The organism is Rhodococcus sp. P4_B6, from assembly GCF_056402215.1.
Genome location: NZ_JBFUHV010000043.1, coordinates 39,626 through 59,671, shown reverse-complemented (window position 1 = coordinate 59,671; position 20,046 = coordinate 39,626). Strand labels below are relative to the sequence as shown.

Below are 20,046 nucleotides of genomic sequence, written 5' to 3'. Positions count from 1 at the left end.
GTGAGCATCTTCGACGTGTCGCTGTAGGTCACCCGACGCTGCTCCTGCGACCATGCCCGCGTCCGCTCGGCCAACGCCCGGTTGTAGACATACCTGGTGCACCCGAACGTCCGGGCAAGCTGTTCCGCCTGCACCACAGTCGGATAGAAACGAAACTTGAACGCCCGCTTCACCACCCTCCCCGCCATGACCCAGACACTAGCCACACAGTCCGACAGATCCAGATCGGCCATCCCGGCCCTGAAGGACCGGGTTTGCGCCGAAAGACTCACGGATCAACCGTGTGCGGGAGGAGGAAGTCTGTGCTCCTCGCCGTGATCTCGCGTCTACGGCGCCACGTAGAACGTGCCGACGCTCGGTGTGCCGTACACGTCGTACAGGCCCGGGAGGTGCGCGGTCACGGTGACGACCACCTGACCGGGGCCGGTCGTGACTGCATCGCGATCAGGATGCTGATCGGTGATGATCCCGGACGCTCCGGTCGACAGATTGATCCACTGGAACTCGTATCCGTAGCCATCCGGGGTCGGATAGATCTGCCCGTGTCCGTGGTGGACGACGGGGTTGTAGAACGCGCCGCCGCGGGTCAGCGGCCAGCCGACCACCGTTCCGGGGATTTGGAGGGTGGTCACGCCGTCGAACTGTGGCGGTTCGGCATTCGCCGGCACCGAACACCCGATCCATGCGCTCACCGCGAGCACCGCGATCGTCAACTTTCGCACTACTCGACTCACGTCGATCCCTCCCCTGGTTCGGATTCCCGGGATATGTCCGAATCCGACGAGGATTCGTTACGGAAGGGGTACGGCTCTGACGAGGCGCAGCGGGTCGACGTTTCTATCGGTCGGGCCCCTGTCCTGGGCCGACTCGGCGCGAGGTCCACCTGAACCAGAGGGTCCGGGGAGCGGACACGTCTAGGTCACCGTGCCCGGCGGGATCGGATTGCTTACTTCTTCGGGCGCGACCGAGGGCTCGGCATCCACGTCTGTGGTGCCCAGCCGGGCGTAGAGGTCGGGGTTGCGTCGCGCGAGCCGCGTGCCGAGCGCCAACCCGATCACCAGGCTGACCGGCGTGACGGCGACGAGGATCGTGTTCACGGCGGGTCCGGCGGCGGTGAGCAGGTCCATCTTGGCCACGATCAGCCACGTCGCGTACATCAACATGGCGAGGGCGGCCGCGGGGGCAATCCGGACCCTCCAGACCGAATGCCCGCGGCGATCACGCCAGAAGAAGGCGAGAACGGCTGCGGCGGCCATGGCCTGGAGGACGACGATGCCCACGACGCCGGGCGAATTCACCCAGAGCAGGAGCTGGAGGTAGGGGTCGGCGCCTGCGAGCGCGAACCCGGCGATCACGATCGCCGCGAGCAGACTCTGCACGGCGCTCGCCACATACGGCGACTTGTAGACCGGGTGTAGCTTGCCGAGCACCCGGGGAAGTACGTGCTCGCGCGACAACGCGAAGGCGTAGCGGGTGATCGCGTTGTGGAACGCCAGCAGGCTCGCGAGGATGCTCGTGATGATCAGCAGTTCCATGAGCGTGCTCGCCCAGCCACCGACGTAGTTCTCGATGGCGTCGAAGTACATTGCGGCGGGGTCGGAGGCGGCGAGCGCGAGCGCCTGATCGGGGCCGTAGGCCTGGATGATGATCCACACCATGAAGGCGTAGAAGAGGCCGAGGAACGCGACCGCCAGGTACGTCGCCCGGGGGATCGTGCGGGACGGGTCCTTCGCCTCCTCCCGGTACAGGGCGGTCGCTTCGAACCCGATGAACGCGGCGAACGCCAGCGTCAGTACCCCGCCCAGGCCGGGGCTGAACACGTGGGCGGGAGCGAACGACTCGACACCGAGGCCCTCGGCACCGCCGCGAAGGAGGACTGCGACGGCGAGCAGGACCAGAATCCCGGTCTCGGCGCTCAGCAGCAGGATCAGGAACCGCGCGCCGACATGGACCGACCGCGACCCGAGGAACCAGATGAGCCCGACGCCGATCAGCGACCACAGCCCCCACGGAAGGTCCAGGCCGACCAGATCCGCCATGGTGGACTGGGTGAAATACCCCAGGGCGCCGAAGATCCCGATCTCGAGGGCGTTGTAGGACACGAGGGCGAGGACCGCGGCGGCCAGACCCCACCGGGGGCCGAGCCCGATCGAGATGTACGAGTAGAACGCTCCCGCGTTGTGGATGTACTTGCTCATCGCGGTGAAGCCGGTCGCGAACACGCCCAGCGCGAGCCCGGCCAGGATGTACCCGCCGGGCGCCCCGATGCCCCCGACGTTCAGCGCCAGGGGCGCGACGCCCGCCATCACCAGCAACGGCGCGGCGGCCGCGACGACGAAGAACACGATACCGGCGGTGCCGAGGGCGCCGCCCTCGAGTTGCGCGCCGGAGGCGGGTCCGGGTGCGGTTTTCTTCATGAGGAACTTCTCCAGTCCGGGCAGGGGCGCGACGGCGGGGAAACCAGGGCGCGGATACGCGACGAGGAAACAATCGAATGTGTTTCGATTAGACTAGAACGAAGTGACCGGCGCCACAAGGGCATAATCGAATGAATTTCGATTGGAAAGGTGGGTGCAGCGATGGGCAGACCCCGCGTCGCACGCCTGGACCGCGAACGAATCGCGGAAGCGGCACTCGAACTGGTCGATCGCGACGGCGACTTCCGGATGCCGGATCTGGCCCGGCACCTGGACGTGCAGGTGTCGTCGATCTACCACCACGCCAAGGGCCGCGCCGCCGTCGTCGAACTGGTGCGGCACCGCGTCGTCCGGGAGATCGACGGATCGTCGTTCGAGCGTCTGCCGTGGGACGAGGCCCTGTCCGAGTGGGCGCGGTCGTACCGGGCAGCGTTCAGCAGGCACCCCACGGCCATCCGCCTCCTCGCCACCGAGACGGTGCGCGATCCCGGTTCGCTGTCCGTGTATCACTCGGCGGCCGCCGGTCTGCGCGACGCCGGCTTCCCGGACGACCACATCATGGCCGTCATCACCGCCGCGGAGAATTTTCTCCTCGGGGCCGCCCTGGACGCGGCCGCACCGGAGGTCATGATCGAAGCGGACGCGACGACGGCCGACGATCCGCTGACCCGGGCGCTCGCCGCCGCACCACGCGGCCCGGAGCGGGCCGAGCAGGCGTTCGAACTCGGCCTGGCGGCACTACTGGCGGGCTTTCGCGCCCTCCTGCAGGACCGCGGCGCGGTGCGGCGGTAGCACCGGGCGTCAGTGAACCCGCTTGCCGCCCAGCCAGGTCCGGGTCACGGCGAGCTCGCCGAGCGCCTGCGTGGACGACAGGTCGTACGGATCGACCGGCAGCTGAATCATGTCGGCGCGCATTCCCGGCAGCAGCCGGCCCCACAGGTCCTCCTCGAATCCCTGATAGGCGACGCCGGCCGAATACGCGGCGAGGGCCCGTTCGAGGCCGACGCGTTCCCGCGGCAGCCATCCCTCCGACGGGATGCCGGACGGTGTCTGCCGGTGGATCGCGGTGGCGATGCCCCTGATCGGCTCGTACGCGGTGATGGGCCAGTCGCTGCCGAAGGCCACCCGCGCGCCGCGCTCGGACAGCGTTCCGATCCGATACTGCTGCGCGCTCCGCTCGGCGCCGATTCGCGGGATCGTCAATTCCGTCATCAGGGCGTCGAGTTGGGCCCACAACGGCTGGAAGTTGGCGACCACCCCGAGCGACGTGAACCGGTCGAGGTCTTCGCCGTCGACCAACTGCAGATGCGCGATGGTGGCGCGACGATCACGAGGACCGTTGCACCGGTCGGCGTATTCGATCGCGTCGAGCGCCATGCGCACCCCCGCATCGCCGATGGCGTGGATGTGGATCTGGAATCCGAGCCGGTCCACCTCGGCCGCGGCCCGGCACAGCTCGTCCGTCGTCCAGTTGCTGATGCCGTGGGAGTGCGGACAATCCGTGTAGGGCGCCAGCAGGGCTGCGGTGCCTGCCTCGATCACGCCGTCCGCGAAGAACTTGACCGTTCCCGCCTTGACCGTGTCGCCGCCCCGTTCCCCGACCCGCTTGCGTGCCACGGCGAACGCGTCCCGGTCGGCCTCCCAGCCCTCCGGGGTGGCGCGGAACGCGAGATTGGCACGGGTGGCGAGCAGTCCGCGGTCCGCGGCCGTCAGCCACACGTCGACGTCGTCCAGTTCGGTCCACGCGTCCTGCACCCACGTGATGCCCGCGGCGGCAAGCATCCTCGACACCGACGCGAGCGCGTCGACCCGGACGTCGAGAGTCGCCTCCGGCACCAGCGCGAGCACCGGATCGATCGCACCCCATTCGCGCAGAGTGCCGAGCAACTCGCCGTCGGCGGTCCGCACGATCTCGCCGCCCGCCGGGTCCGGGGTGTCCCGCGTCAGTCCGGCCCGCCGCAGCGCCGCACTGTTGACCCAGGCGGTGTGATGGTCCATCGTGCGCAGGACCACCGGCCGGTCCGGGACCACGCTGTCGAGCCAGCGCGCCTCGAAGCGCCCGCCGGGCGCGAGCGTCGGCGACACTCCGTCCCCGAAGACGCACTCGGCCCCGGGGTTCTCGTCCGCCCAGCGGCGCACCTCGTGCAGGACCTCCTCGACGCTGCCGCAGTCGCGGATCGCGGCGCCGCGCAATCCGAGGCCGCCGAGCAACGGGTGGACGTGCCCGTCCCCGAACGACGGCAACAACGCGCCGCCGCCCAGGTCGATCACCTCGGTACCGCTCGCCCGCAGGGCACGGGCCCGCTCACCCAGCGCGACCACGCGACCGCCGGACACGGCGAGCGCGTCGGTGACGGGTAGGTCGGGATCGCCGGTGTGCACCGTGCCTCCGACGACCAGCAGTTCGGCGTCCACGGTCCCTCCTTCAACTAATCGAATATGATTCGATTAAGCTAGGTCGTGCGCGGGCCGACGTCAAGAGATGCCGGGTCACGGGGATGAAACGGAGAGTCCGGACCCCTCTTGCGGATCGTAGACCGGTCGTATACAACTGGTGTACGGCCTTTGGTGATCGGCTTCACAGCCGGACGGAGGCAAGAAAAAAAGCGGGCTCGGCGGCTGTTGGAGCAACCACCGAGCCCGGGCAGCACCATCTGCGCGACCGTTCGAGTCGCCTACTTGGAGGTAGGCGCAAGGACGTGCAGCTCGTCACGTAGCGACGATTCGACCTAGGAGTCGACTATGGCAACCGCCAACGACAAATCTATCAATCGCAGACCACACACCAGCCTGCCCGTCATCGCAGGTTCGAGCCTCGCCGGAACCGCAGTCGAGTGGTACGACTTCTTCCTGTACGGAACAGCGGCGGCACTGGTGTTCAACAAGCTGTTCTTCCCCACCGAAGATCCCCTGGTGGGCACCATGCTCGCGTTCGCCACCTACGCGGTCGGGTTCGTGGCGCGCCCGCTCGGCGCCGCGGTGCTCGGGCACTTCGGGGACGTCAAAGGCCGGCGCGCCACCCTGATCGCCAGCCTGATGCTCATGGGAGTGTCGACCTTCCTCATCGCGTTCCTGCCCACCTACGCGTCCATCGGCGTCGCCGCACCGCTGATGCTGGTGCTTCTGCGGCTGGTGCAGGGCTTCGCGCTCGGCGGCGAGTGGGGTGGCGCCGTCCTGCTAGTGTCCGAACACGGCGATTCGACGAGACGGGCGTTCTGGTCCGCGTGGCCCAATCTCGGTCCGCCACTGGGCAATCTGCTGGCTGCCGGGGTACTCGCGGTCCTCGGTTCCACGCTGTCGGAGGACGCGTTCCTGTCGTGGGGGTGGCGGATCGCCTTCGGACTGTCGGCGCTCCTGGTGATCATCGGTCTGGTGTTGCGACTGTACGTCGCGGAGACCCCGCTGTTCGAGCAGTCGCGGGACACCGCGCCTGCCGAGAAGAAGGGCATGCCGCTCGCCGCAGCCGTCCGGGGACACTGGCGCCAGATCCTCCTCGCAGCCTTCACCCGCTTCGGCGAGAACGCCGGCTTCTACATCTTCTCGCTGTTCGTCATCACCTACATCACCCAGATCCTCGAACTCGACCGCAGCACCGGATTGAACGCCGTCATGATCGGTATGGTCGTTGCGCTGGTGACGATCCCGATGTTCGCCGTGCTCGCCGACCGGATCGGCCGGCGACCGATCTACATCGGCGCGTCCGCCGCCACCATCGTGTGGGCGTTCGTGTTCTTCGCCCTGCTGGACACGAAGAATCCGGCGGCGATCACCCTCGCGGTGGCGGTGGGGCTGCTGATCTTCGCGGCCTACAGCGCCGTGATCGGCGCGTTCTTCTCCGAACTGTTTCCCACCGAGGTCCGGTACTCCGGAGTCTCGCTGGCCTACAACCTCGCGTCGGTCCTCGCCGGTTCGCTGGCCCCGATCATCGCGATCGCGCTCTACACCCGGTTCGGCACCGGATACGCCATCGGTGCCTACCTCGCCGCCATGGGAGTCATCTCCCTGATCGCCTCACTCCTCGCGCGGGAAACGCAGTCCGTGGATCTCTCGGCCGTGGGTGACGAAGCGACGTCCCGGACGCCGGAAACGCCGGCGTCCGTCATCAACTGATTCTCCTCGAAGGGGCAAGCCATGACGACATCGAAGACCACCGGAGCAACCGCACCGGAGCTGGCCTACGAGTGGCTGAAGAACACCATCATCACCTTGCCCCGCGACGAAGAGATGTTCCTGTCCGAAGCGCAGGTCGCCGCGTCCTCCGGCATCTCCCGAACCCCCGTGCGAGAAGCGTTGCTGCGCCTCGAGGCCGAAGGCTTCATCCGGCGAGTGCCCCACAAGGGCGCGTTCATCCCGGCGTTGTCCGACAGCGACGTCGAAGCCATCATGCAGGCCCGCCGAGTGGTCGAGGAATGGTCCGTCACCGAAGTCGCGCCCCAACCGGGCCTGGTGCCGGACCGGCTCCGCATCCTCCTGGAACTGCAGGAGAACGACACCGACCCGGTCGACTTCATCGCACACGACCTCGAATTCCACACGGCCATCATCCGCGCGGCCGGCAACCCACTGATGAACAACTTCTACAGCTCGCTGCGGGACCGTCAGATGCGGATGGGAATCCGCATCGTCATGGCCGACGAAACCCGCAAGAAGCAGGTCCTCGTCGAGCACCGCGCCATCGCCGACGCGATCGCGGCCGGAGATCCCGCCGCTGCGGTCCAGGCGGTGCGTGAGCACCTCGACACCACGCTGCAATCCATGAAACGGCCGAACATCTAACGGCACGAAGGAAACCCATGAAGATAGCCCTGGCCCAGCTGGCCAGCCCCGATTCCGAAACCCCCGCGCACCGGCTCGAACGCGTGCGCCACCTCCTGACCGGACTCGACGACAGCGTCGACCTCATCGTTCTGCCCGAACTGTGGCGCGTGGGATACAACCACTTCGACGACTACGCCTCGGCCGCCGAAACTCTCGGCGGCGGCACCGTCCAGGTTCTGGCCTCCGTCGCCGTCGAACGGCGCTGCTACATCCACGCCGGCAGCATCGTCGAACAGGGTGAAGAGGGCAGACTGCGCAACACGGCGGTCCTGATCGGCCCGGACGGCCAGATCCACCACCACTACAGCAAAGTTCACGTGTTCGGATACGCCTCCCTCGAAGCGCAGCTCCTGCAGCCGGGAACGCAGATCCACACCACCGACACCCCGTTCGGCCCGATCGCGGCCACCACCTGCTACGATCTGCGATTCCCCGGACTGTGGACCGAATTGGTCGCCGCCGGAGCGAAACTCGTCATCGTGCCCGCGGCCTGGCCCAAGGCCCGCAGGGAGCACTGGCGACTGCTGACGTCGGCCCGCGCCGTCGACAACCAGGTCTTCGTGATCGCTTGCAACGCCACCGGGACCCACAATTCCGTCGAACTCGGCGGCCACAGCCGGATCGTCGACCCGTGGGGAACGGTGATCGCCGAGGCCGATTCGTCCGAGGGCATCACCATCGCCGAGATCGACCCCACCGCGGTCGACCGCACCCGCGCCGAGTTCCCGGTCCTGAACGACCGGCTCGACGACTACAGCTTCCTCAACCGCAGAAAGGTCCTGTCATGACCGGCGCCACCACGCAGGTGCTCACCTTCGACACCCTCGACTCTTCCGAGACCCTGCGATTCGACGACGTCCGGACCCTGGTCGCCGGATACACCGGCCGCGACGAAGCGGCGGTGCAACATCACATCGACGAACTCGCCGCCATCGGTGTCGCACCGCCGGCGCAGGTCCCGATGTTCTACCCCGTCGAGATCGCGACGATCACCACCGCGACGCAGGCCCCGGTCACCGGCGCGCACACGTCGGGCGAGGTGGAGCCGGTGATCCTGCGGCACCGGGGGCGGTACTACCTCGGTGTCGGCTCCGATCACACCGACCGGCAACTCGAGACCGTCGACATCGGCGACTCCAAGCGGGCGTGCCCGAAGCCGGTGGGCCCGGCCGTCGTGGAGATCGAGGACTGGGCGTCGTTCGACTGGGACGCGTGCCGGGCCCGGTCGTGGGTCGACGGAGTGCTGTACCAGGACGGCACGCTGGCCAATCTCCGTACCCCGCACAACCTTCTGCAGATCTTCGCCGACCGGATCGGCGACACCGGCGAGGACCTGCTCTGCTTCGCGGGCACCCTGCCGCTGCTCGACGGGAAGTTCACCGCCGGACACCGGTGGGACCTCGAACTCACCCTGCCCGACGGCCGGACCCTCACCCACACCTACACCACCGAAGGACACTGACATGCGCACCGGAGCCGACTACCTGGCCTCCCTGAACGACGGGCGAGTCGTGCTCGTCGACGGGGAAAAGATCGACGACGTCACCACCCATCCGGCCTTCGCGCCCGTGACCCGGACCATGGCGGAGATGTTCGACCTCGCCGCGGACGAGGCCAACGGCATGCAGTACGTCGCCCCCGAAACCGGGAACCCGGCCAATCGGGTGTTCTCGATTCCGCGGTCGCGGGAGGAACTCGCGCAGCGACGGGAGGCGATCGAGCGGTGGGCACGGCACACGCACGGCTGGATCGGCCGCAGCCCCGACCACGTGGGGACGTTCCTGGCCGCGTTCGCGGCGCATCCCGAGGTGTTCGCCGCCGAGGGTGACCACGATTTCGGGGCGAACGTCTCCGCGTTGTACCGGCGCCTGCTCGACGAGAACCTCTACGTCTCGTACGCGATCATCCCGCCGCAGGTCTCGCGGGCGACGACGGCGTCGGGCTGGGAGGGCGAATACCTGCAGGCCGGCGTGGTCGAGGAGACCACGGAGGGCCTGGTCATCCGCGGTTCGCAGATGCTTGCCACCGGCGGCGCGATCGCCGACGAAATCTTCGTCTCGTGCATCAAACCGCTCGGCCCGGACGACAAGGACTTCGCCGTCGGCTTCGTCGTCCCGGCCAACGCCCCCGGCCTCAAGCAGTACGTCCGGCGCCCGTACATCCCGGCCGCGACGAGCTCGTTCGACTACCCCCTGACCTGCCGCTACGACGAGCCCGACTCGCTCCTCGTCTTCGACGACGTCCTCGTGCCGTGGGATCGGGTGTTCGTCGACCGCGACACCACCGGTGTCCGCCGGCAGTTCTTCGAGACGGGCGCACACGTTCTCGGCAACTGGCAGGCGCAGATCCGGTTCGCGACGAAGCTGGAATTCATCGCCGGCGTCGCGCGTCGCGTCACCCAGGTCAACGGCGTCGACAAGATCCCCAGCGTGCAGGAAAAGCTCGGCGAACTCGCCGCGCTCGTCAGCGGGGTCCGGTCCGCGGTGCTGGCCGCCGAATACACCGCCGAGCCGGATTCGGCGGGGATGTGGCTGCCGGGCAGGCAGGCCCTGTACGGGTCGATGGGCCTGCAGTCGGAGATCTACCCGCGGGTGATCGCGATCCTGCGTGACCTCGTCGGCGGCGGCGTGCTGCAACTCCCGTCGAGCGTCAAGGACCTCACCAGCCCGCTGACGTCCCGCGACATCGAACACTACGTCCAGTCCCCCGGTGTGCCGTCCGAGGAACGCATCAAACTCTTCAAACTGGCCTGGGACATCATCGGCTCCGAATTCGCCGGACGACACCAGCAGTACGAAATGTTCTACGCCGGCGCCCCCTTCGTGGTGAAGGGCGCGTACACGTACCGCAACTACGACTACGACAGCGCCGTCGCGGCAGTGCAGCAGTTCACCGACGGATACAAAGCGGAAAGCGAGTAACCCCTCATGGCCAAGCCCGAATTCGAATTCTTCCCGGTCACCGACGTCGAGTGGACCGTGTGTCCGGGTGACGATCCGAAGATCACCGAACGTATCCTCGCCAAGGACCCCGAAGGCAACGTCGCCACCCGGATCCTGCGCTACGAACCCGGCGCCGACTCCACCCCCATGGGCGTGCAGAAGCACGATTTCTGGGAGGAGGTCTACATCCTCGAGGGATCGTTCACGGACCTCACCCTCGGCGAGACGTTCACCGCCGGAATGTACGCGTGCCGGCCGCCGGGCATGCCCCACGGTCCCTGGAGCACGGACGAAGGTGTCGTCACCTTCGAAGTCCGGTACCACAGTAAGTAGGCCCGCGATGACCCTTCCGGCATTCCACGCCCCCACCCCCACGGACATGCGGCGCAGCATGGGCCGGTTCACCACCGGGGTCGCCGTCGTCAGCGCCGACGACGGGGACGGCGACCCCAGCGCCATGACGATCAGCTCCCTGACCTCGATCAGCCTGGACCCGGCGATCCTGCTCGTCTCGCTCACCCACGGCTCCCGCACCACCGAGGCCGTGGAGGCCGCGGGCTCGTTCGCCGTCTCGATCCTCGGGTCCCGCCAGGAAGCACTCGCCCGGCGGTTCGCCACCCGCGGCGGCGCCCGATTCGACGATCTGCCCTGCGATCGCAGCCGCTCGGGCCTGCCGCTGATCAAAGACGCTCTGGCCCAACTCGAATGCAGGATCCACAGCGCCCACGACATCGGCGACCACCGCGTCTTCTACGGTGAAGTCACCGACATGCGCTGCCGCGAAGGAACCGGCCTGGTGTTCTATTCGGGGCGGTTCGGCGACTTCCACGACTTCGGCCACGACGAGGTCCCCTGGTTGTTCTGATCGGCCCGCCGCGGACCTGCTCGCCGACGCATCACTTGTGGTGCGCCGGCGATCGGYGTTGCACCGAAATTGTGCAACAATAGTGCACGTCAGCACGGACCTGATCGACTCAGGAAGGGAAGCTTTTCATGCCCCCGAACCGCGTTCGCATCGAGCGCTCGACACGGTACGTTCGATGTTGTTGTACAACATGATGTGGGAGGCTCCGATGACGACACTGGCCATCCCTCACGACGGGTCGGGTGACACACGATGGTGCTAGCTGCGGGCGCAGACCCGGACAACGAGGGCGGCCCCGATTCGGGCGCCAACCGGACGCTGCAGGCGTATCACGACCTGCGCGCCCTGATCCTCTCCGGTCATTACGAACCGGACTCCCGCCTCACCGAGTCGGGACTCACCACCCAGCTCCAGGTTTCACGCGGGACGATCCGTTCGGTGCTGGCGCGCCTCGCGCAGGAGGGCTATGTCACCACCGAGGCGAACCGGAGCGCTCGCACCCGCTCGTTCTCGGTGGACGAGGCGATCGAAATTCTCGAGACCCGCGCGGTCCTGGAGTCGGYGCTGGCAGCGAAGGCCGCAGAGCGCGCCACCGAGGCGGACATCGCCGCGATGACCGAGACCTGTAAGCGTATGTGGGACTTGCAGGTACCCGGCGGACGCGAGGAATACTGGAATCTCAACCGCAAGTTTCACGAACAGGTCAAGCGGGCGGCACGGCAGGCCACACTCACCAGGTTCGTCGACAGCCTGCTCTATCCGCTCGTCATGCAGCAGTACCGCGACGCGGACCGTCGCGCGAACCCACGCACCGACTCCGTCAGGGAGCACGAGGCCATCCTCGCGGCGATCGTCACGCACAACCCGGAATCCGCCGCCGCGGCGATGCGGCATCACCTGTCTTCGGCCCGGCGAGCGCTTCAGCTGAACTTCCCGACGTCGGACGACCAGCGGGATCTGCGGAAAGGATGAACGGGGCTTCATGACTGATGTGATCATCGCCGGCGGCGGACCGACCGGCATGATGCTGGCCGCCGAATTGCGACTGCACGGTGTGGACGTGCTGGTGCTGGAGAAGGAGGTCGAGCCGAACGAACAGGTCCGTTCGCTCGGCCTGCACGTGCGCAGCATCGAGATCCTGGATCAGCGCGGGCTGCTCGAACGGTTCCTCGAGCAGGGCACGCAGTACCCGGGTGGCGGTCGCTTCGCCGGCATCGACAAACCGTGGCCCGAACATCTGGACACCGCGCACGCCTACATCCTCGGCATCCCCCAGCCGGTCACCGACCGCCTGCTGGGCGAGCACGCCGCCGAACTCGGTGCCGACATCCGGCGCGGCTGCGAACTGATCGGCCTGAGCCAGGACGCCGACGGGGTGACCGTCGAACTCGCCGAGGCGGGGTCGCTCGGCAAGCAGGTGCGTGCGCGTTACCTCGTCGGCTGCGACGGCGGCCGCAGCACGGTCCGCAAGCTGCTCGGCGTCGGATTCCCCGGCGAACCCGCCAAGGTCGAGTGGCTGCGGGGTGAGATGGAGGTGACCACTCCGCCGGAGGAACTGGCCGCCATCGTGGCCGAGGTCCGCAAGACCCACAAGGGGTTCGGTGTCGGTCCCGCCGGGAACGGCCTGTACGGGGTCGTCGTCCCCGCCGAGAGCGTCACCGAGGACAGCACCGTCCCCCCGACGCTCGAGGAGGTCGAGAGCCAACTGCGAGCGTTCGCCGGCACCGACTTCGGTGTCCACTCACCACGCTGGCTCTCCCGCTTCGGCGACGCCACCCGTCAGGCCGAGCGCTACCGGGCCGGACGGGTGTTCCTGGCGGGCGACGCCGCGCACGTGCACCCACCGCTGGGAGGACAGGGCCTCAACCTCGGGATCCAGGACACCTTCAACCTGGGCTGGAAACTGGCCGCCGAGATCAACGGCTGGGCACCGGTCGATCTGCTGGACAGCTACCACTCCGAACGGCACCCGGTGGGCGCCGACGTACTGAACAACACCCGCGCGCAGAGCGAGCTCATGTCCACCGAACCAGGCCCCCAGGCCGTGCGCCGGCTGGTGACGGAGCTGATGGACTTCGAGGTCGTCAGCCGGTACCTGATGGAAAAGGTCACCGCCATCGGGATCCGCTACGACTTCGGCGACGGGCACGAACTTCTCGGCAAACGGCTCCGGGACATCGGCCTCGGGAGCGGGCGCCTGTACGAACAGATGCACCGTGGCCGCGGACTTCTGCTCGACCGGACCGGCCGGCTCTCGATCGACGGCTGGGCGGATCGGGTCGACTCCGTCGCGGATGCCGACGCCGAGTTGGGCGTGCCGGCCGTGTTACTCCGTCCGGACGGCCACGTCGCCTGGGCCGGCGACGACCAGGCGGGACTCGACAAGCAACTGTCGCGGTGGTTCGGCGCTCCCGTCAGCTGRGCACTGGCGGTGAGGACCTCCTCCATTCGTGAGGAGGTCCTCACCGACTCAGAACGACCCGCCGGCCGCCCGCTCCCACGCGGCGGTTACGACCACAGCGCGACCGTCCATGCCGGGTCCAGGACGACGGTCACGTCGTCGCCCGGGCGAGCACGGAGGTGCGCGTCGGCGTGCGCGCGGAGCGACACGTCCCCGACGGTCACGACCATCTCCTGGCGGTCGCCGAGATACTCGGTGGTCACGATGCGCCCCGGGAATCGGTTGGGACCGTGAGTGTCCCGCTCCTCGGGGATGATGCGGATGTTTTCGGGCCGGATGCACACGAACATTTCCTGGCCGGGGGTGGGCGGGGTGGGTGGGGTGGTGAAACGCTCGCACCGCACCACCCCGACGGTCGTCTTGGCGTCGACGACGCGGTCGCCGGAGCCCGCCGGCCGGTCGAGCACTCCGGGGATGAGGTTGGCGCTGCCGACGAAGTCGGCCACGAACCGTGTCGCGGGGGAATCGTAGATCTCGCTCGGTGATCCGATCTGTTCGATCCGACCACGATTCATGACGACGATCGTGTCGGACATGGCCAGGGCCTCACCCTGGTCGTGCGTCACGTAGATGGTGGTGACGCCGAACTTCTGCTGGAACGAGCGCAACTCGGCGCGCAGCTGTGAGCGCAGCTTGGCGTCCAGGTTGGACAGCGGTTCGTCCAGCAGCAGGACCTCCGGCTCGCACAGCAGGGCGCGGGCCAGCGCCAGCCGCTGCTGCTGGCCGCCGCTGAGCTGGGTGGACCATCGGTCCGCGTACTCCGACAGGCCCACCTGTTCGAGCATCGTTCGGACGCGACGCTCCCGCTCGGCGCGAGGGTACGTCTTCCGGCCGTACTGCAGGGGAAACGCGGCGTTGTCGAACACCTTCATGTGCGGCCAGATCCCGTAGGACTGCGGCACCATCGCGATCGGCCGGACGTCGGGAGACACGTCGCGCCCCGCCGCGGCCGAGAAGACGGCCTGGCCGTTCATCCAGATCTCGCCGCTGTCGGCGGTCTCCAGTCCGGCGAGACAGCGGAGGGTGGTCGTCTTGCCGCACCCACTGGGCCCGAGCAGGGTGAAGAAGCTGTTCTGCGGCACGGAGAAGCTGACATCGTCGATGACGCGGGTCACCTCGCCGCTGTGCGGGCGGGTGAAGTGTTTCTGCAGGCCGGAGATCTGCACGGAATGGTCGGAACCAACGAGGGTTTTCATGTTCACGGCACCTCAGATGTGTTGTTGGAAGCCACGGCGGTTGACCCACCAGACGGAGACGGCGGACAGGGCGAGCAGGAGGACCGCGAGGGCGCTGGCCTCGGGATAGTTCGCGCTTTCACCGATCATGTCCCACAGCAGCACCACGACGGTGCGGTTGTCGGAACTGGACAGCAGCAGCGCGATCGGGAGTTCGCCCAGGGAGTTGGCGAACACCCACAGCCACGTGCTCGACACCGCGGGAGCGACGAGCGGGAAGACCACCCGGCGCAGCACGACGGCGTTGGACGCCCCGCTGACGCGGCCCACCTCTTCGAGTCCCTTGTCGAGTTGCAACAGTGCCGTCTGAATCATGCGTGATCCGCGTGGGATGTAGCGGGTGGTGAACGCGATGATGATGATCCAGATCGTGCCGTAGATCGGGATGGGCAGGTACAGGTACAGGAACAGCACAGCCATGCCGAGCACGACGCTGGGGATGGCGAAGACCAGGAAGGACAGATCGAACAGGCCCCTGCCGAGGCGTCCGGCGCGGGTCGAGGCCAGTGCCAGCCACAGGGCGAACCCGGCGGTCAGCGTCGCCGTGATCAGGCTGATCACCAGGGTGTTGACGACGGCGTGCGTCAGGTTCGGGTTGGTGAAGATCGCGCCGTAGTTGGCGAGGCTGAGCGCACCCAGGTTGTCGAAGTTGATCGGCTGCAGGTACGGGGTCAGGCTCGTCCAGACCAGGGTCAGGATGGGCACGATGATCGCGACGAGAACGTAGAACGAGACGATGCCGGCGACCGGGATGCGCCACCGCCCCAGCCGCACCGGTGTGGACCGGTACCCCTTGCCGCCCACCACCTGGAATCGGTGGGACTCGCGGGTCTGACGCCGGTAGACGGCGATCATCACGAGGGACAGCAGGACGAGCATGATGCCGTAGGCACTGGCCTGGCCGTAGTTGGCAAGACCCGACGGCGGCTGCAGCGACGCCTGGATGAGGCTGCTGAACACGAAGATCTGGTCCGGCATTCCGAGGATGGCCGGGATCGCGAACTCCTCGAGGGCAATGACGACGAGCAGCATGCTGGCCGCGGAAATCCCCGGCATCGTCAGCGGCAGAACCACTTTGCGGGTTCGCGTCCACCAGCCTGCACCCGACGTGGCCGCGGCCTCCTCGAATTCGAGGTTCAGCCGGGCGAACGTCGGCGCGAGCATGATGTACATGCCCGGGACACCGAAGATGCCGGCCACCAGGATCATGCCCGGCAGCGAGTAGATGTCGATCGAGAGCCCGAAGACTCGCTCGATGACGATGGCGATGGGGCCGTTGGTGGGGTTGGCCGCCAGGACCCAGGCCACCGCCATGACCGTTGCAGGCACGGCCATGGGGGCCAGCGTGCTCGGCGCGAGGAAACGGCGTCCCGGAATGTCGGTCCGCTCGAACAGGTAGGCCAGGCTGACGCTGACGACCAATGCCAGCGACACGGTGCCGACCACGAAGACGAACGAGTTGAGCGCGACGTCGACCAGGCGTTTCGAGGAGAAGATCGCGGTGAAGTTGTCGAGCGTGAACCCGGAAACCTGGAAGGGCAGCTTGGTCTCGCTGTCCTTGAGGCTGCTGAACAACAGCATTCCCAGGGGGAAGAGCATGAGATAGGCGACGATCGCGCCGATGGCGATGTTGACGCCGACCAGGACGCGGTCCCGGCGCTTGGGGTGGTGTACGTCGGCGGGCTGAGGGCGTACGTCGTCGGGTCGAGGGCGTACGCCGGTGGAGAGCTGGGTGCCGGACTGCATCGCTGAAGTCTCCAAGGGTGAGGGGATAGAGTTTGCCGCCCGTCACGGGCAGCGGTGCGGCGGTGGGAGCCGTCAGTTGACGTTGGTGCCCAAGGCCTCTTCGACCTCGGGGAAGAAATCTGAGAACTGCTCGTACTGCGCGATGTCGGTCTCGCTGAACCATTCGACGCCGGCGTCACACAGGGCGCCGATGACACGGTTCGTGGCGGCGTCGGTGCAGTCCGTGTTGGTGGGAATGACCGAGTTGTACGTGCCGACCAATGCGGACTGGCCCTCTTCGGAGGCGAGGAAGGCGGTGAGCAGGCGACCCGCCGCCGGGTGTGGTGCGCCGTCGGCCACGAACAGGTAGGACTTGTTGGCGTTCGTGGGGCCCACCGGTGCGACGGCGATCGGCGCGCCCTTCGACTCGTCCTCGAGCACGAGGTTGATGAGGTCGGTGCCGACCGGCGTCTGACCGGACACGACGAGTGTGTGAGCCTGCGTCGTGTTTTCGGTGTAGTGGGGATTCAGCTCGGCCAGCCGGGACGCGTAGTCGAGACCGGCGTCGGCGCCGAGGGTGGGGTCCTGGGCCCACACGGTCATGAAGGAACCGCGCGACTCGACACTGAGTTTTCCGCCGTTCCATCGCGGATCGAGCAGGTCGTCCCAGCTCGCGGGCACATCGTTCGGGGCCAGGGCGTCGGTGTTGTAGGCCCAGACCTTCGGTACCGCCCACACGTAGACGAAGTCGTCGGCGAAGATCTGGTCGCTGGGCACCTCGTAGGATGCCCAGTCGACCTTCGCCGCCATGGACTGCGACGGCAAGACCGTGAGCCCACCTGCGTTGGACACATCGAACGTCACCCGGTCGGCGGCCTGCTCCACATTGAGCTGGGTGACCAGATCCGGAGCCTTCTTGTTCGTGTACCTGACCTCGATCCCCGGGTACTTCTTCTCGAACGCGTCGATCGCCGGCTTCATCTGAGCCTCCGGCTTCGGCGCGAACCAGACGACCTCCCCTTCGGCCTTGGCCGCCTGGTACAGCTCGTCGAGGTTCTTGGTGTCCGGAACAGGCGGCGGACCGCCGCAGGCGGTCAGGACGACGGCGACTGCCATGACCGAGGCCATGCAGAGCCTGCGCCGAAAGTGCTTCATAGCGATCAACATTCCTTCGCGGCGGTGGAGACGGAGCTGCCCTGGGAGAGCCCGTACAGCCGGCCGGCGGTGCCGCCCGCGATCAGCTCCAGGTCGGTGGCGTCGAGTGACGGCAGTTGCTCCCTGATGAGGTCGGCCAAGTCCGACAACGATCCGGCCGAGGCGGGGAAGTTCGAACCCCACATGACGTGGGCCGCCCCGAACTCTTCGATCAGCGTGCGGACCAGCGGTGCCGCGGATCCGCTCTCGCGCTGCGCGCGGAGTACGGCCGGCGGCGTGATCTTGATGAACACGCGGCCCGTCTCGCTGAGCTGGGGAGCTCCGTCCGAGTTCGGGTACGGCGCGGAGTCCAATTGCGGTCGGCCCGCGTGGTCGAGGATCGCGGTGAGTCCCGGGTACTGCTGGAGGAGCCCGCCGAGGATCGGAGCGTGCTGGGCGTGCATCTGGATGCAGACCGGCACGCGGCGGTCGGACAGGAACTGCCAGACCGGCGCCATGCGCTCGTCGTCGAGTCCGCGGCCGGGTGTCGGGACGGCGGTCGTTCCGTCCGCGGCACGGATGCGGACCCCCGAGAAGCCCCGCTGGTCGATCCAGTGGTGGAGGTCGTCGACCACCTTCGGGGAGAGGAAGTCCACCGAGCACACCCCGCTGAGGCGGTCGGGGTGCCTTGTGAGCTGGTCGGCTACGTAGCTGTTGTCGAATCCGTACACCGTGGAGGCCTGAACGACGACCAGGTGGTCGACGTCGGCGGCATCGGCCGCTCGCAGCAGTCCGTCGATGTCGGTGGGCCGTTCCTGGGACCAGGTGGACCGGTGTCCGCCGAGCGGGTCTGCGGGGTAGGCATCGGTGTCGGGCGAGATGATGTGGGTGTGTGTGTCGACTGTGAACATCAGTACCTCACGACTGGTGGGTGGGGTGGCGGGCGGAAAGTGGCGGGCGGGCGCGCTCAGGCGAGCTCGCCGAGATGCCGGGTGAAGTCGTCGAGGAGTTCGGCCACCGTCACGGGTGTGCGGATGACGTTCTGCTGCAACGCGTAGTCGATCGCGATCTGCAGACCGGCGACGAGCTCGTCGGTCACTCCGAAACGGAGGGCGCGCACGCGGGGACCGGGCTCGGTTTCAGCGGCCTTGCGCGCCTCGATCCGGTCTCCGAAAGCCTGGTAGAGCGCCGATACCGTGCGCGGCTCGGCCTCGAGGAGGTCACGCCGGACGGTGAGCACGTGGTTGATCGGCACCGTCTTGTGCCGGGCTCCCCATGCCTCCTCGGCCTCCCGCCAGTTCGGGATGATCGGCACCAGCGGCCCCTGCGCCCCGTCGAGCGCCGGCGGACCGAGGACGGCGGCCACGACATCGCCGCGCTCGAGCACGTCGAGCACCTTGCCGGTGGTGCGTTCGACGTTCGGCGGCTCGACATAGCTGGCGACGTGCGGCTCCTCGGTGGTCACCCAGGTGACTTCCTTGGCGTCGACGCCGAACTCCTCGTGCAGGATTCCGCGCACCCACAGACCGGTCGTCTGGCTGTAGGCCCGGACCGCGACCCGCCGGCCTGCCAGGTCCGCCGGGCTGATCTCGGCCGAACCGGGCCAGCGGGTCAGGGAGTGGTGGTGGAAGTCGCCGCTGAGTACCACCGGCAGAAGCGCGATCGGGGCTCCTGCCTCGCGGGCCTGCAGATAGGTGGCGATGGCCAATTCGCTGAAGTCGTACCGGAGCTCACGCACCATGGGAGCGAACGCCTTGTAGATCGGATCCGCTGCAGCGAGCTCGACGGGATGTCCCTCGACGCTGAAGCCGGGTTCCGCGAGGAACGCCGTGTGCGGGTAGGACTTCGCCGCGATGGACAAGGTTGTGGACATGAATACAACTCCTCTGTTGCGTCCGACCCGGGGAGTGCATGTGGTGTGCCTCCGAACCCGGGGAGTGCACTGGTGTCAGTGCGCCGATGCCGTCATTCGACCGATGGGTGAATATCGGTTTTGTCTTACGGTTTCGCTCAATTTACGCGGGAGTGACGCCCATTACAAGCCTTTGAGGCTCGGATCGTCTAACAATTTTGCGGAAGCCGGGTCGATGCGGGCGGCGAAGACACGGGGTTCGCGTCCGCCGGCGCGATCATGCTGGGGCAATCGGCTCACCAACCCGAATTGTTCTACAAGCTGAGCGCGATCAAGTCGGGCACGATGGGCAATCCGGCGTCGGAAAAACAAGTTCTTGCTGTTCGCCGCACTCCGCTGCTAGTCTGACGACAGAAAGTTGTTAAACAATCTGAGAGCCGACCGGGGAGACTCGGATGACGCCAGTGTTATCTGGCGACCGGCCTGCTCGCTGCCGGCGAGGGCACGCCCTCCGACACCAGCTCGCTGATCGAGTCTCGCGAGTTTCCCCGAAGCGCCACAGTGGTCTGTGGTGGCTGTTCACGATCGTCAAGCGAG

18 protein-coding genes and 1 pseudogene are annotated in these 20,046 nt (G+C 67.4%); 10 read left to right on the top strand and 9 right to left on the bottom strand.

Annotation, left to right across the window (positions count from 1 at the left end; translation table 11 throughout):
• The 3 genes from AC1DWT_RS21450 to AC1DWT_RS21440 all read right to left on the bottom strand — a co-directional run.
• Positions 1–188, bottom strand: a 188-nt coding sequence (locus tag AC1DWT_RS21450; RefSeq protein ID WP_477922081.1) for a helix-turn-helix domain-containing protein, incomplete at its 3' end; no start/stop codon positions are given.
• Between the two features lie 138 nt (positions 189–326).
• Complete coding sequence (locus AC1DWT_RS21445; protein WP_477922079.1) at positions 327–734, bottom strand: hypothetical protein; 408 nt, start codon at positions 732–734, stop codon at positions 327–329.
• Between the two features lie 180 nt (positions 735–914).
• On the bottom strand, positions 915–2,417 hold the full coding sequence (locus tag AC1DWT_RS21440; protein WP_477922077.1) for an APC family permease: 1,503 nt from the start codon (positions 2,415–2,417) through the stop codon (positions 915–917).
• A gap of 162 nt (positions 2,418–2,579) precedes the next feature.
• On the opposite strand from AC1DWT_RS21440, the gene AC1DWT_RS21435 reads away from it, so the two are divergent.
• Positions 2,580–3,209 (top strand): TetR/AcrR family transcriptional regulator, encoded by a 630-nt coding sequence (locus AC1DWT_RS21435; RefSeq protein ID WP_477922076.1) that lies wholly within the window; start codon positions 2,580–2,582, stop codon positions 3,207–3,209.
• Positions 3,210–3,218: 9 nt separating this feature from the next.
• On the opposite strand, the gene AC1DWT_RS21430 is transcribed toward AC1DWT_RS21435, so the two are convergent.
• On the bottom strand, positions 3,219–4,832 hold the full coding sequence (locus tag AC1DWT_RS21430; RefSeq protein ID WP_072943546.1) for an amidohydrolase: 1,614 nt from the start codon (positions 4,830–4,832) through the stop codon (positions 3,219–3,221).
• 327 nt (positions 4,833–5,159) lie between these two features.
• Here AC1DWT_RS21430 and AC1DWT_RS21425 point away from each other — a divergent pair, with 327 nt between their 5' ends.
• The 9 genes and pseudogenes from AC1DWT_RS21425 to rox form a co-directional block, all read left to right on the top strand.
• Positions 5,160–6,527, top strand: a complete 1,368-nt coding sequence (locus AC1DWT_RS21425) for an MFS transporter (RefSeq protein WP_477922074.1) — start codon at positions 5,160–5,162, stop codon at positions 6,525–6,527.
• Between the two features lie 21 nt (positions 6,528–6,548).
• Positions 6,549–7,193: a GntR family transcriptional regulator gene (locus AC1DWT_RS21420; RefSeq protein WP_072943549.1), complete on the top strand. Its 645-nt coding sequence runs from the start codon at positions 6,549–6,551 to the stop codon at positions 7,191–7,193.
• Positions 7,194–7,210: 17 nt separating this feature from the next.
• On the top strand, positions 7,211–8,023 hold the full coding sequence (locus AC1DWT_RS21415; RefSeq protein WP_206014281.1) for a carbon-nitrogen family hydrolase: 813 nt from the start codon (positions 7,211–7,213) through the stop codon (positions 8,021–8,023).
• Entirely contained in the window at positions 8,020–8,697 is a 678-nt protein-coding gene (locus AC1DWT_RS21410; RefSeq protein WP_072943552.1) for a DUF2848 domain-containing protein, read from the top strand. Before AC1DWT_RS21415 ends, AC1DWT_RS21410 begins: the two co-directional genes overlap by 4 nt.
• Before the next feature lies 1 nt (position 8,698).
• On the top strand, positions 8,699–10,156 hold the full coding sequence (locus AC1DWT_RS21405) for a 4-hydroxyphenylacetate 3-hydroxylase family protein (protein WP_206014280.1): 1,458 nt from the start codon (positions 8,699–8,701) through the stop codon (positions 10,154–10,156).
• Between the two features lie 6 nt (positions 10,157–10,162).
• On the top strand, positions 10,163–10,510 hold the full coding sequence (locus AC1DWT_RS21400; protein ID WP_016884597.1) for a cupin domain-containing protein: 348 nt from the start codon (positions 10,163–10,165) through the stop codon (positions 10,508–10,510).
• A 7-nt stretch (positions 10,511–10,517) separates the two neighbouring features.
• Positions 10,518–11,042, top strand: coding sequence for a flavin reductase family protein (locus AC1DWT_RS21395; protein WP_072943556.1), 525 nt, complete (start codon positions 10,518–10,520; stop codon positions 11,040–11,042).
• A gap of 252 nt (positions 11,043–11,294) precedes the next feature.
• Positions 11,295–12,014 carry a GntR family transcriptional regulator gene (locus tag AC1DWT_RS21390; protein ID WP_477922070.1) on the top strand — a complete coding sequence of 240 codons (720 nt, stop codon included), beginning with the start codon at positions 11,295–11,297 and terminating at the stop codon, positions 12,012–12,014.
• A 10-nt stretch (positions 12,015–12,024) separates the two neighbouring features.
• A pseudogene (gene rox, locus AC1DWT_RS21385) lies at positions 12,025–13,452 on the top strand (rifampin monooxygenase); the annotation flags it as partial.
• 98 nt (positions 13,453–13,550) lie between these two features.
• On the opposite strand, the gene AC1DWT_RS21380 reads toward rox, so the two are convergent.
• The 5 genes from AC1DWT_RS21380 to AC1DWT_RS21360 form a co-directional block, all read right to left on the bottom strand.
• The gene (locus tag AC1DWT_RS21380; protein ID WP_477922068.1) at positions 13,551–14,699 is read right to left on the bottom strand and encodes an ABC transporter ATP-binding protein; all 1,149 of its coding nucleotides are present in this window, start codon (positions 14,697–14,699) and stop codon (positions 13,551–13,553) included.
• Between the two features lie 12 nt (positions 14,700–14,711).
• The gene (locus tag AC1DWT_RS21375; protein WP_477922067.1) at positions 14,712–16,484 is read right to left on the bottom strand and encodes an ABC transporter permease; all 1,773 of its coding nucleotides are present in this window, start codon (positions 16,482–16,484) and stop codon (positions 14,712–14,714) included.
• 72 nt (positions 16,485–16,556) lie between these two features.
• Positions 16,557–17,618 (bottom strand): ABC transporter substrate-binding protein, encoded by a 1,062-nt coding sequence (locus AC1DWT_RS21370; RefSeq protein ID WP_477922065.1) that lies wholly within the window; start codon positions 17,616–17,618, stop codon positions 16,557–16,559.
• Positions 17,619–17,623: 5 nt separating this feature from the next.
• Positions 17,624–18,508: an amidohydrolase family protein gene (locus tag AC1DWT_RS21365; protein ID WP_477922064.1), complete on the bottom strand. Its 885-nt coding sequence runs from the start codon at positions 18,506–18,508 to the stop codon at positions 17,624–17,626.
• Positions 18,509–18,564: 56 nt separating this feature from the next.
• The gene (locus AC1DWT_RS21360) at positions 18,565–19,470 is read right to left on the bottom strand and encodes a substrate-binding domain-containing protein (RefSeq protein WP_072943567.1); all 906 of its coding nucleotides are present in this window, start codon (positions 19,468–19,470) and stop codon (positions 18,565–18,567) included.
• Between the last annotated feature and the right edge of the window lie 576 nt (positions 19,471–20,046).

Bases quoted from the DNA above. Each gene is read 5' to 3' on its own strand.
- AC1DWT_RS21440 (WP_477922077.1), bottom strand. From the start codon at position 2,417: ATGAAGAAAACCGCACCCGGACCCGCCTCCGGCGCGCAACTCGAGGGC.
- AC1DWT_RS21435 (WP_477922076.1), top strand. From the start codon at position 2,580: ATGGGCAGACCCCGCGTCGCACGCCTGGACCGCGAACGAATCGCGGAA.
- AC1DWT_RS21425 (WP_477922074.1), top strand. From the start codon at position 5,160: ATGGCAACCGCCAACGACAAATCTATCAATCGCAGACCACACACCAGC.
- AC1DWT_RS21420 (WP_072943549.1), top strand. From the start codon at position 6,549: ATGACGACATCGAAGACCACCGGAGCAACCGCACCGGAGCTGGCCTAC.
- AC1DWT_RS21415 (WP_206014281.1), top strand. From the start codon at position 7,211: ATGAAGATAGCCCTGGCCCAGCTGGCCAGCCCCGATTCCGAAACCCCC.
- AC1DWT_RS21410 (WP_072943552.1), top strand. From the start codon at position 8,020: ATGACCGGCGCCACCACGCAGGTGCTCACCTTCGACACCCTCGACTCT.
- AC1DWT_RS21405 (WP_206014280.1), top strand. From the start codon at position 8,699: ATGCGCACCGGAGCCGACTACCTGGCCTCCCTGAACGACGGGCGAGTC.
- AC1DWT_RS21400 (WP_016884597.1), top strand. From the start codon at position 10,163: ATGGCCAAGCCCGAATTCGAATTCTTCCCGGTCACCGACGTCGAGTGG.
- AC1DWT_RS21395 (WP_072943556.1), top strand. From the start codon at position 10,518: ATGACCCTTCCGGCATTCCACGCCCCCACCCCCACGGACATGCGGCGC.
- AC1DWT_RS21380 (WP_477922068.1), bottom strand. From the start codon at position 14,699: ATGAAAACCCTCGTTGGTTCCGACCATTCCGTGCAGATCTCCGGCCTG.
- AC1DWT_RS21375 (WP_477922067.1), bottom strand. From the start codon at position 16,484: ATGCAGTCCGGCACCCAGCTCTCCACCGGCGTACGCCCTCGACCCGAC.
- AC1DWT_RS21370 (WP_477922065.1), bottom strand. From the start codon at position 17,618: ATGAAGCACTTTCGGCGCAGGCTCTGCATGGCCTCGGTCATGGCAGTC.
- AC1DWT_RS21365 (WP_477922064.1), bottom strand. From the start codon at position 18,508: ATGTTCACAGTCGACACACACACCCACATCATCTCGCCCGACACCGAT.
- AC1DWT_RS21360 (WP_072943567.1), bottom strand. From the start codon at position 19,470: ATGTCCACAACCTTGTCCATCGCGGCGAAGTCCTACCCGCACACGGCG.